Source organism: Pseudomonas sp. SMV71, from assembly GCF_052042015.1.
In the GTDB taxonomy this organism is placed as follows: domain Bacteria; phylum Pseudomonadota; class Gammaproteobacteria; order Pseudomonadales; family Pseudomonadaceae; genus Aquipseudomonas.
On the sequence record NZ_JBKGGU010000011.1, the window covers coordinates 61,794 to 73,743 of the forward strand.

Here is an 11,950-nt window from a genome sequence, read left to right on the forward strand (position 1 = left end):
GCAGGTTGCAGTGAAGTGACATCAACCACGTGCCAGGACCTTGCTCAACGCCTCAAGGAAACGGCGGTTTTCCGCCGGCAAGCCGATGGTGATGCGCAGGTGATTCGGCATGCCGTAGTTGGCCACCGGACGCACGATCACACCTTCACGCAGCAAGCCCTGGAAAACCGGTGCCGCGACACGGTCGAGGTCGACGCAGATGAAATTGCCTTTGGATGGAATCCAACCCAGGCCCAGCTCACGGAATCCGGCTTCCAGTTGCTGCATGCCCGCCTCGTTCAAGCGCCGGCTTTCGGCCAGGTAGGCGTCATCCTGCAACGCGGCACAGGCTGCGGCCAGGGCCAGGCTGTTGACGTTGAATGGCTGACGTACGCGGTTCAGCACGTCAGCCACCACCGGCGTGGACAGGCCGTAGCCGACCCGCAGCGACGCCAGGCCATAGGCCTTGGAGAAGGTGCGCGAGACCAGCAGGTTCGGATAGGCCGCGAGGAAATCCAGGCCGTCAGGCAAGTCGCTTCCCTCGGCGTACTCGATATAGGCCTCGTCCAACACCACCAGCACGTGCTCGGGCACATCCTGCAGGAAGTCGTCCAGAGCCTGGGCGTCGAACCAGGTGCCGGTCGGGTTGTTCGGGTTGGCGATGAACACCACACGGGTGTTGGCATCGATGGCGGCGAGCATGGCCGGCAGATCATGTCCCCAGTCCCTGGCCGGGACTACATGGGCGTCGGCGCCGACGGCCTGAGTGGCGATCGGATAGACCGCGAACGCATGCTCGCTGAACACGGCGTTGAGACCCGGCGCCAGGTAGGCACGCGCCACCAGCTCAAGGACATCGTTGGAGCCATTGCCCAACGTCACCTGGTTCAACTCGACACCACAGCGCTCGGCCAGCAGGCTTTTCAAGGCAAAGCCGTTGCCGTCGGGATAGCGGGTCAGCTCGGCCACGGCATCGCGAATCGCTTCCAGCGCCTTGGGGCTCGCGCCCAATGGGTTTTCGTTGCTCGCCAGCTTGACGATGCTCGCCGGGTCCAGGTCCAGTTCTCGTGCCAGTTCGTCCACCGGCTTGCCCGGAACGTAGGGCGAGAGTTGTTGTACGCCTGGCTGTGCCAGGGCGAGGAAATTGCCACTCATTTGCTATCCGCCCTTAAAGAACTGCCTTGGGGTAGGAACCCAGCACCTTGAGTGCCACGGCTTCCTGACTGATTTTCTCCAACACCCCCTTGACCAGCGGATCGCGGTGGTGGCCGACGAAATCGATGAAGAACACGTAGGTCCACTTACCGCTGCGCGACGGACGCGTCTCGATCCGGGTCAGGTCGATACCGTTGTCGTGAAACGGCACCAGCAATTCATGCAGCGCGCCAGGCTTGTTGCTCATGGAAACGATGATCGAGGTCTTGTCGTCGCCGGTCGGCGGCACCTCCTGGTTGCCGATCATCAGGAACCGCGTGGAATTGTCCGGACGGTCCTCGATTTTTTCTGCCAGGCGCGTCAGTCCGTAGAGACCGGCTGCCATATCGCCGGCAATCGCGGCCGAGTTCCACTCGCCCTTGACCCGCTTGGCCGCCTCGGCGTTGCTCGACACCGCCACGCGCTCGACATTCGGGTAATGCGCGTCCAGCCACTTGCGGCACTGCGCCAGGGACTGGGCGTGGGAGTAGATGCGGCTGATGCTATCGGTCTTGGTGTTTTCGCCCACGAGCAGGTGATGGTGGATCCGCAGCTCGACTTCGCCACAGATCACCATGTCGTGCTCGAGGAAGCTGTCCAACGTGTGGTTGACCGCGCCTTCGGTGGAGTTTTCCACCGGCACGACGCCAAAATTCACCGCGCCTGCCGCCACTTCGCGGAAGACTTCGTCGATGGCCGCCATCGGCTTACTGATCACGGCGTGACCGAAGTGCTTCATGGCGGCAGCCTGGGTAAAGGTACCCTCGGGCCCCAGGTAAGCGACTTTCAGTGGCTGCTCAAGGGCCAGGCACGAGGACATGACCTCGCGGAACAACCGCGCCATCTCTTCGTTGCTCAGCGGGCCCTTGTTGCGCTCCATGACGCGTTTGAGCACCTGCGCCTCGCGCTCGGGACGATAGAAGACCGGCACTTCGCCCTCGGCCAGGGAGGCCATCTTCACCCGCGCAACTTCCTGGGCGCAGCGCGCGCGCTCGCTGATCAGTTCCAGAACCTTTTCGTCCAGGGCGTCGATGCGCAGGCGCAGCGCCTTGAGTTCTTGCTCAGACATCAGCCATGTTCCTTCTCGAACTCTGCCATGTAGGCAATCAGCGCGTTGACCGCATTGATGTCCACGGCGTTGTAGATGGAGGCGCGCATGCCGCCGACCGAACGATGGCCCTTGAGGTTCAGCAGCCCGCGCTCGTCGGCACCGGCCAGGAATGGCTTGTCCAGACGGTCGTCGGCCAGGCGGAACGGTACGTTCATCCAGGAACGGTCGGCCTTGTTGATCGGGTTGCTGTAGAGGCCGCTGGCATCGATGAAGTCATACAGCGTGCGCTGCTTCACTTCGTTGAGCTTGCCGATGGCCTCGACGCCGCCTTGCTCCTTGAGCCATTCGAACACCAGGCCCGACAGGTACCAGGCCAGGGTCGGCGGGGTGTTGTACATCGAGCCGTTATCGGCCGCGACCTTGTAGTTGAGCATGGTCGGGCACAGCGAACGGGCACGCCCCAGCAGGTCTTCACGGATGATGCTGACCAGGATGCCGCTCGGGCCGATGTTTTTCTGCGCACCGGCGTAGATCATGCCGAAACGGGAGATATCCACAGGGCGCGAGAGAATGTCCGAGGACATGTCGGCCACCAGCGGTACGTCGCCGGTTTCCGGGATCCAGTTGAATTCCAGGCCGCCGATGGTTTCGTTCGGTGCGTAGTGAACGTAGGCCGCGTCCTTGGACAGGTTCCATTCGTTCTGGCCGGGAATGGCGAAATAGTCATAGGGCTTGGCAGTGCCGGCAACATTGACGCGACCGTAGCGCGAGGCTTCCTCGATGGCTTTCTGCGACCAAATGCCGGTGTCGATGTAGTCGGCGTGGCCGTTTTCCGGCAGCAGGTTCAGCGGAACCTGGGCAAACTGCTGGCTGGCGCCGCCCTGCAGGAACAGCACCTTGTAATCGGACGGGATGTTCAGCAGATCACGCAGGTCCTGCTCGGCCTTGGTGGCGATGGACACGAACTCGTCGCTGCGATGGCTCATTTCCATCACGGACAGGCCCTTGCCCTGCCAGTCGAGAAGTTCACCCTGGGCACGCTTCAAGACCGCTTCAGGAAGCGCCGCCGGGCCGGCACAGAAGTTATAGGCTCTCTTGCTCACATCCAATCTCGCTCTGATCTGGTGGTCACATAAATCTTCATTCAACACCACTGCCCCAAGGGAAGAACTGAATCCGTGGCGAGGGAGCTTGCTCCCGCTTGAGTGCGAAGCGCTCACAAAAGGCTGCTACACAGCCCAGCGGGAGCAAGCTCCCTCGCCACAATGATTCAGCCCCCCTCAGATGAGCAGTATTGGCTCCCACATAAGGGAAGGTGCAGTGTCGCAAATTTTCAAAAGGGACAAACAACAAGGGGGCGAATCTTCATCCGCCCCCCTGCGTGTCCGCTTACGCCTGCGGTTCTTCTTCGTCTGCGGCAGCGTCGAGCGAAGGCTCGTCGCCGGCTAGGTCGTCCGCACCGGCACCGAGGGTACCGTCGAATGCCTCCCCTTCTTCGCCCTCCAGCTCCCCGCCTTCGACTTCCGACGGTTCCTGGACCCGCTCCAGCCCTACCAGCGTTTCATCGCTGGCCAGCTTGATCAGCGTCACACCCTGGGTGTTACGGCCCAGGCTCGACACCTCGTCGACCCGCGTACGCACCAGTGTGCCCTGATCGGAAATCAGCATGATCTCCTCGCCATCAAGCACCTGAACGGCGCCAACCAGACGGCCGTTACGCTCGTTGCTGACCATGGCGATCACGCCCTGGCCGCCACGCTTGTACTCCGGGAACTCACTGATGGCGGTGCGCTTACCGTAGCCACGCTCGGATGCGGTAAGGATCTGGCTGCCTTCTTCGGGGATCAGCATGGAAATCAGCTTCTGCCCTTCTGGCAGGCGCATGCCACGCACACCGCGAGCGGTACGGCCCATGGCGCGAACGTCGGATTCCTTGAAGCGAGTCACCTTGCCACCGTCGGAGAACAGCATGACTTCACGCTCGCCGTCGGTGATGGCAGCGGAAATCAGCACGTCGCCTTCGTCCAGCTCCAGGGCGATCAGGCCCACGCTGCGCTGGCGGCTGAAGGATTCCAGCGGGGTTTTCTTCACGGTGCCGTTGGCGGTGGCCATGAAGATGTAGTGACCTTCGGTGTATTCCTCCACCGGCAACATGGTAGTGATGTACTCACCGTCGTCCAGCGGCAGCAGGTTGACCAGCGGACGACCACGGGCAGCACGGGACGCCTCGGGGATCTCGTAGGTCTTGAGCCAGTACACCTTGCCCTTGCTGGAGAACAGCAACAGCGTGGTATGGCTGTTGGCGACCAGCAAGTGGGCGATGTAGTCCTCGTCCTTGACGCCGGTCGCCGACTTGCCCTTGCCGCCGCGACGCTGGGCCTGGTAGGCGGCAAGCGGCTGGGTCTTGGCGTAGCCGCCGTGGGAAATGGTCACCACGCGGTCTTCTTCCGGGATCATGTCACCCAGGGTCAGGTCCAGGCGCGCATCGAGGATCTCGGTGCGACGCACGTCGCCATACTCGGCGCGGATCACTTCCAGCTCTTCGCGGATCACTTCCATCAAGCGAGTGGCGCTGTTGAGGATACGGATCAGCTCGCCGATCTGGTTGAGGATCTCCTGGTACTCGGCCAGCAGCTTCTCGTGCTCCAGGCCGGTCAGGCGGTGCAGGCGCAGTTCCAGGATGGCCTGGGCCTGTTCCGGGGACAGGAAATACTTGCCATCACGCAGCCCGTATTGTGGATCGAGGTTCTCAGGACAGCACGAGTCGGCGCCGGCGCGCTCGACCATGGTCATCACCGCACTGGACTCCCAAGGCGTGCTGACCAGTGCTTCCTTGGCTTCCGACGGGGTTGGCGAGGCCTTGATCAGGGCAATCACCGGGTCGATGTTCGACAGGGCAACGGCCTGGCCTTCGAGGATATGACCCCGCTCACGGGCCTTGCGCAGCTCGAACACGGTGCGGCGAGTGACGACTTCGCGACGGTGACGAACGAAGGCTTCCAGCAGGTCCTTGAGGTTCAGGATCCGCGGACGACCGTCGATCAACGCCACGATGTTGATGCCGAACACGCTTTGCAGCTGGGTCTGGGCATAGAGGTTGTTGAGGATCACCTCAGGCACCTCGCCACGACGCAGCTCGATCACCACGCGCATGCCGTCCTTGTCGGACTCGTCGCGCAGTTCGGTGATGCCTTCGAGCTTCTTCTCTTTTACCAGCTCGGCGATCTTTTCGATCAGACGAGCCTTGTTCAACTGGTAAGGGAGTTCGGTGATGACGATCTGCTGGCGACCACCGACTTTGTCGATGTCTTCCACGGTCGAACGCGCACGCATGTAAATGCGGCCACGGCCGGTGCGGTAGGCTTCGATGATGCCGGCGCGACCGTTGATGATCGCGGCGGTCGGGAAGTCCGGGCCGGGGATGTACTGCATCAGCTCATCGACGGTCAGCTCGGGATTGTCGATGAGGGCCAGGCAACCGTCGATGACTTCACCGAGGTTGTGCGGCGGGATGTTGGTCGCCATGCCGACGGCGATACCGCTGGAACCGTTGACCAGCAGATTGGGAATACGGGTCGGCATGACCGCCGGGATCATTTCGGTGCCGTCGTAGTTCGGCACCCAGTCCACGGTTTCCTTGTGCAGGTCGGCCAGCAACTCGTGGGCCAGCTTGGTCATGCGCACTTCGGTGTATCGCATGGCCGCGGCGTTGTCGCCGTCTACCGAACCGAAGTTGCCCTGGCCGTCTACCAGCAGGTAGCGCAGCGAGAACGGCTGCGCCATCCGAACGATGGTGTCGTACACGGCAGTGTCGCCGTGGGGGTGATACTTACCGATCACGTCACCGACGACACGGGCGGATTTCTTGTACGGCTTGTTGAAGTCGTTGCCCAGCTCGCTCATCGCGAACAGCACGCGCCGGTGCACGGGCTTCAAGCCATCGCGCGCATCGGGCAGCGCTCGCCCGACGATCACGCTCATCGCGTAGTCGAGGTAGGACTGTTTCAGCTCGTCTTCGATATTGACCGGGAGGATTTCTTTGGCCAGTTCGCCCATGAGAAGCCTGATTCCTTTTTCTGGTGAAACCTCGCACATCCAGACAGGACGAACGAAGCTCGCCGCTGCAGGACAGGTGCCGTGCAGCGACTTACGACAAATCAACGAGTTATGCCATGGATCTGCGCAGTAAAGGCCACCTCGCGAGGCAGCCCTGGAAACCGCCGGATGTTATCACAAGAGCCGCCACGCACCTATCCCCCAGATGCGCATGGTGCGTAGTTAGTTGACCGGTGACAGGCTGATATGCGGTCAGAGGGGCTTAGAGGGGTTGCGGGTGCAGAATCCGGGGGTAAATTCCGGTGATTTGTTGCCTGTAAGGGCCTCATCGCGAGCAGGCACGCTTCCACAGCGCGCTGCATGTGCGTGAAATTTCGTGCGCACCATCGCCCGATGTGGGAGCGAGCCTGCTCGCGATTGCGATATATCTGACGCCAGCTGCCTCAATGCAGCCGCTTGCGGCACATCAATTGAGCAATCTTCGCCGTATCAGGACGCTCGATGATGCCCTTCTCGGTGACGATGACATCGATCAGGTCCGCCGGGGTGACGTCGAACACCGGATCGAAGGCCTCTACGTCCGCGTCCAGGGACTGGCCGCCCACCTTGAGCAGTTCGCGCCCGTCGCGCTCCGTGATTGCCAGGTCTTCGCCGCTGGCCAGGTCCAGGTCGAAGGTGGCACTCGGCGCCACGACCATGAAGCGCACGCCGTGGTGCATGGCACAGACCGCCAGTTGATACGTACCGATCCGGTTGACCACGTCGCCGTTGGCCGCAATGCGATCAGCACCGACGATAACCCAGGTCACCCCCTTGGTTTTCATGATGTGGGCCGCCGCAGCGTCAGCGTTGAGGGTCACTGGAATGCCCTCGCCGGCGAGCTCCCACGCAGTCAGGCGCGAGCCTTGCAGTCCCGGTCGGGTTTCGTCGGCATAGACGCGCTCGACCATGCCTTCGCTGAACGCACCGCGAATGACCCCCAGGGCCGTACCGAAGCCACCGGTGACCAGCGCGCCGGTGTTGCCGTGGGTCAGGATGGCCTGGGCGTTGCCCTGATGCTTGCGGATCAGGTCGACGCCGAGCTGGGCCATGGTCAGGTTGGCTTCGCGATCGCTTTCATGGATCGCGATGGCTTCGGCTTCAAGCACTGTCAGCGGCTCGACATGTTCTTTCAAGCGCCCGATGCGGTCGCGCATCCGCTCCAGTACCCAGGCCAGGTTCGCAGCCGTCGGCCGGGCGTCGGCCAATAGCGTAAAGTCGGCTTCCAGCGCCGTTTGCCAGTCATCGCCCTGTGCGGCTCGGGCGCGCGCCGCCAGCACCACGGCATAGGCCGCACTGATGCCCACGGCCGGCGCGCCGCGCACTGCCCGGGAGCGAATCGCCTCGGCCACATCGGCCGCGCTGGTGCAGGCGATCCAGTTCTGCTCGAACGGCAACACGCGCCGATCCAGCAGGTACAGGGTGCCGTCCCGCCAATCGATGGCTTTCACTTTCTCCGCAGCCAACAGTCGGTCGCGCATCCTTCACTCCGCACTCATGAACAAAAGCCGCCGATTATAGCGAGCCCTCCGGGAAGACGCTCGGGTATACTTCGCCATCCTTTATACCCCATGGAACCCTTCCACGATGCCCAAGCCTGCCGTTGCGCTCGACTTATTATTGCTGCCGACCTGGTTGGTGCCTGTCGAACCCGCCGGTGTCGTGCTCAAGGATCATGGCCTGGGCGTCCGTGACGGTTGCATCGTGTTCATCGGCCCACGGGCCGAAGCCCTCAAGTGTGACGCAGCCCAGGTCCGCGAACTGCCCGGCATGCTGCTCAGCCCGGGCCTGGTCAACGCCCATGGGCATGCTGCAATGACCCTGTTCCGCGGGCTGGCCGACGACCTGCCCTTGATGACCTGGCTCGAACAGCACATCTGGCCGGCCGAGGCCAAATGGGTCGACGAGACATTCGTGCGCGACGGCACCGACCTGGCGATCGCCGAGCAGATCAAGGGCGGCATCACCTGTTTTTCTGACATGTATTTCTTCCCCAAGGTCGCCAGCGAATGCGTCCACGACAGCGGTATACGCGCGCAGATCGCGATCCCGATCCTCGACTTTCCGATCCCAGGTGCAGCCAACGCTGACGAAGCCATTCGTCAGGGCATCGAGTTGTTCGGCGACCTCAAGCATCATCCACGGATCAAAGTCGCATTCGGCCCGCATGCGCCGTACACCGTGGACGATGGCAACCTGGAGAAAATCCGCGTGATCGCCGAGGAGCTGGACGCCCCGATTCACATGCATGTCCACGAAACCGCCTTCGAAGTGCAGCAGGCCGTGGACCAGACCGGTGAGCGACCGATGGCGCGCCTGGGCCGACTGGGCTTGCTGGGGCCGCGCTTCCAGGCGGTGCACATGACGCAAATCAGTGATGAAGACCAGGCCTTGCTGGTAGAAAGCAACTGCAGTGTGATCCATTGCCCGGAATCGAACCTCAAGCTGGCCAGCGGTTTCTGTCCGGTGGAGCGTCTATGGCAGGCCGGGGTCAATGTGGCGATCGGCACCGACGGCGCGGCGAGCAACAACGACCTCGACCTGCTGGGTGAAACCCGCACCGCCGCCCTACTGGCCAAGGCTGTGGCGGGATCGGCCTCGGCCCTGGACGCTCATCGGGCGCTGCGCATGGCCACGCTCAATGGCGCCCGAGCCCTGGGTATCGAAGCCACGGTCGGCTCGCTGGAAGTCGGCAAAGCCGCCGACCTGGTGGCCTTCGATCTGTCGGGGCTGGCGCAGCAGCCGGTCTACGACCCGGTGTCACAGCTGATTTACGCCAGCGGCCGCGACTGCGTGAAACACCTTTGGGTAGGCGGCAAGCCGTTGCTCGAGGATGGCCGGCTGACACGCCAGGACGAAACGCAATTGACCGCCACGGCCCAGGCCTGGGGCCGCCGTATCAGCGGCCGCAACGAATAACCCGCCCCTCGAGCCACGGCTCGGGGCAACTGAATTTCCAAGTTTTTCGAGGATCTGCACATGAGCAACGTCGACCACGCCGAAATCGCCAAGTTCGAAGCCCTGGCCCACCGCTGGTGGGACCGGGAAAGCGAGTTCAAGCCACTGCATGACATCAACCCGCTGCGGGTCAACTGGATTGACGAGCGTGTCAACCTGGCCGGCAAGAAAGTGCTCGACGTCGGCTGCGGCGGCGGCATTCTCAGCGAAGCCATGGCCTTGCGCGGCGCGACAGTGATGGGCATCGACATGGGCGAAGCGCCATTGGCCGTTGCGCAATTGCACCAACTGGAATCGGGTGTCAGCGTGGAGTACCGCCAGATCACCGCCGAAGCCCTGGCCGAAGAAATGCCCGGCCAGTTCGACGTGGTCACCTGCCTGGAAATGCTCGAACACGTGCCGGACCCGTCGTCGGTCATCCGCGCCTGCTTCCGCATGGTCAAGCCGGGCGGCCAGGTGTTTTTCTCCACCATCAACCGCAACCCCAAGGCGTACCTGTTCGCGATCATCGGCGCCGAATACATCATGAAGCTGTTGCCCCGCGGCACCCACGATTTCAAGAAATTCATCCGGCCTTCGGAGCTGGGCGCCTGGAGCCGTATGGCCGGGCTGACCGTCAAGGACATCATCGGCCTGACCTACAACCCGCTGACCAAGCATTACAAGCTGGCCGCCGATGTCGACGTCAACTACATGATCCAGACCCTTCGCGAGGAGTAAGTCGATGCGTCTCAAAGCAGTTCTTTTCGACATGGACGGCACGCTGCTGGACACCGCGCCGGACTTCATCGCCATCTGCCAGGCCATGCGTGCCGATCGTGGCCTGCCGCCCATGAACACGCAGCACATTCGCGACGAGATTTCGGGCGGCGCCCGAGCGATGGTCGCGGTGACGTTTTCCATGGACCCGGAATCGCCCGGCTTCGAGGAACTGCGCCAGGAGTTTCTCGGCCGTTACCTCAAGGGCTGCGCGGTCCATAGCCATCTGTTCGATGGCATGGCCGAGGTGCTGGCGGACATCGAGGCGTCCAATCTGATCTGGGGGGTGGTCACCAACAAGCCGGTGCGCTTCGCCGAACCGATCATGCAGCAGTTGGGCCTGGCCGAACGCTCGAAAGTGCTGATCTGCCCGGACCACGTGAAAAACAGCAAGCCGGACCCCGAACCCCTGACCCTGGCCTGCAAGATGCTCGACCTGGACCCGGCCAGCGTGCTGTTCGTGGGCGACGACCTGCGGGACATCGAATCCGGCCGCAGCGCCGGGACCAAGACCTGCGCCGTGACCTACGGCTATATCCACCCGGACGACAACCCCCGGCATTGGGGCGCGGATGTGGTGATCGATCATCCATCGGCACTGCGCGAAGCGCTGGATAACGCATTGTGCAGTTGCTGAGCTGAGGAACGTGCGACTGCTGTTGTGGCGAGAGAGCTTGCTTCCGCTGGACCGCGAAGCGGGCCCTTTTTTGCGATTGCTGCGCAATCGAGCGGGAGCAAGCTCCCTCGCCACAAAAGCTAGCGCCACCGTCACAGCAATCCATCACCGCTCTAGCCATCGCTACCGTGCGCTTTAACTGTTGAGGTTTTCTATGTTTGATTATTCCGCCCGCCCCGATCTGCTCAACGGCCGGGTGATCCTGGTCACCGGTGCCGGTCGCGGTATCGGCGCCGCTGCCGCCAAGACCTATGCCGCCCATGGCGCTACCGTGCTGCTGCTGGGCAAGACCGAAGCCAACCTGACCCAGGTCTACGATGAAATCGAAGCGGCTGGCCATCCACAACCGGTGGTGATTCCGTTCAACCTGGAAACCGCCCTGCCCCATCAGTACGATGAACTGGCGGCCATGATCGAAACCGAATTCGGTCATCTGGACGGCCTGCTGCACAACGCCTCGATCATCGGCCCGCGCACGCCGTTGGAGCAATTGTCCGGTGAGAACTTCATGCGGGTAATGCACGTGAACGTCAATGCCACGTTCATGCTCACCAGCACTTTGCTGCCGCTGCTCAAGTTGTCCAGCGACGCATCCGTGGTGTTCACCTCCAGCAGCGTCGGACGTAAGGGCCGAGCTTATTGGGGCGCTTATGGCGTGTCCAAGTTTGCCACCGAAGGGCTCATGCAGACTCTGGCAGACGAAGTCGACAGCGTTGCCCGCGTGCGCGCCAACAGCATCAATCCCGGCGCGACGCGCACCAGCATGCGTGCCCAGGCCTACCCAGGGGAAAACCCGCTCAACAATCCGACCCCTGAAGAAATCATGCCGGTCTACCTGTATCTCATGGGGCCGGACAGCGCCGACGTCAACGGCCAGGCGCTCAACGCGCAGTAACGGCATCGGGCTGTGCGCGACATTTTACCGTCGCGCCAGCGCCCCCTGTTCGGGGTGCCCAGCCAGACGAACCGCCAAGACACTGGCACGCAAGGTGCCCGGTTTTTAACTCAACCGTTTGATTAGCCGGCAGTTTCTGTCCAACTGAACCGAATGGCACGACTTTCGCTCTAACCTTCCTCAAACACGCCATGTTCGGCGGGAAATGGACGGTGAGACGAGCACTTACGCCTGCAAAGAAGCGGACTAAACTCAAATCATTGTCCTACGGGACTGAAGGACCAGTAAGACGCGCAGCCCAAAGCCGCGACACCCTGCCTGTCGGGACAGATTCAGCTTAGGG

General features: G+C 62.3%; 9 protein-coding genes. 4 read left to right on the forward strand and 5 right to left on the reverse strand.

Annotated features, from left to right (window positions below):
- Window positions 1-21: 21 nt before the first annotated feature.
- The 5 genes from hisC to mtnA form a co-directional block, all read right to left on the reverse strand.
- Window positions 22-1,134, reverse strand: coding sequence for a histidinol-phosphate transaminase (hisC, locus tag ACLEJQ_RS13295; RefSeq protein WP_440795638.1), 1,113 nt, complete (start codon window positions 1,132-1,134; stop codon window positions 22-24).
- A gap of 13 nt (window positions 1,135-1,147) precedes the next feature.
- Window positions 1,148-2,242: a prephenate dehydratase gene (pheA, locus tag ACLEJQ_RS13300; protein WP_024778725.1), complete on the reverse strand. Its 1,095-nt coding sequence runs from the start codon at window positions 2,240-2,242 to the stop codon at window positions 1,148-1,150.
- A complete protein-coding gene (gene serC / locus ACLEJQ_RS13305; protein ID WP_440795641.1) occupies window positions 2,242-3,327 on the reverse strand; it encodes a 3-phosphoserine/phosphohydroxythreonine transaminase in 1,086 nt (361 codons plus the stop codon). Before serC ends, pheA begins: the two co-directional genes overlap by 1 nt.
- A gap of 286 nt (window positions 3,328-3,613) precedes the next feature.
- Complete coding sequence (gyrA, locus tag ACLEJQ_RS13310; protein WP_440795642.1) at window positions 3,614-6,280, reverse strand: DNA gyrase subunit A; 2,667 nt, start codon at window positions 6,278-6,280, stop codon at window positions 3,614-3,616.
- 443 nt (window positions 6,281-6,723) lie between these two features.
- The gene (gene mtnA, locus ACLEJQ_RS13315) at window positions 6,724-7,800 is read right to left on the reverse strand and encodes an S-methyl-5-thioribose-1-phosphate isomerase (protein WP_440795644.1); all 1,077 of its coding nucleotides are present in this window, start codon (window positions 7,798-7,800) and stop codon (window positions 6,724-6,726) included.
- Between the two features lie 106 nt (window positions 7,801-7,906).
- Between mtnA and ACLEJQ_RS13320 the strand changes: the two genes are divergently transcribed.
- From ACLEJQ_RS13320 to ACLEJQ_RS13335, 4 genes are all read left to right on the forward strand, one after another.
- Entirely contained in the window at window positions 7,907-9,238 is a 1,332-nt protein-coding gene (locus ACLEJQ_RS13320; protein ID WP_440795646.1) for a TRZ/ATZ family hydrolase, read from the forward strand.
- A 60-nt stretch (window positions 9,239-9,298) separates the two neighbouring features.
- Entirely contained in the window at window positions 9,299-9,997 is a 699-nt protein-coding gene (gene ubiG, locus ACLEJQ_RS13325; RefSeq protein WP_440795648.1) for a bifunctional 2-polyprenyl-6-hydroxyphenol methylase/3-demethylubiquinol 3-O-methyltransferase UbiG, read from the forward strand.
- Window positions 9,998-10,001: 4 nt separating this feature from the next.
- Window positions 10,002-10,673, forward strand: coding sequence for an N-acetylmuramic acid 6-phosphate phosphatase MupP (mupP, locus tag ACLEJQ_RS13330; protein WP_440795650.1), 672 nt, complete (start codon window positions 10,002-10,004; stop codon window positions 10,671-10,673).
- 193 nt (window positions 10,674-10,866) lie between these two features.
- Window positions 10,867-11,607, forward strand: coding sequence for a YciK family oxidoreductase (locus ACLEJQ_RS13335; protein ID WP_440795652.1), 741 nt, complete (start codon window positions 10,867-10,869; stop codon window positions 11,605-11,607).
- Window positions 11,608-11,950: the final 343 nt, after the last annotated feature.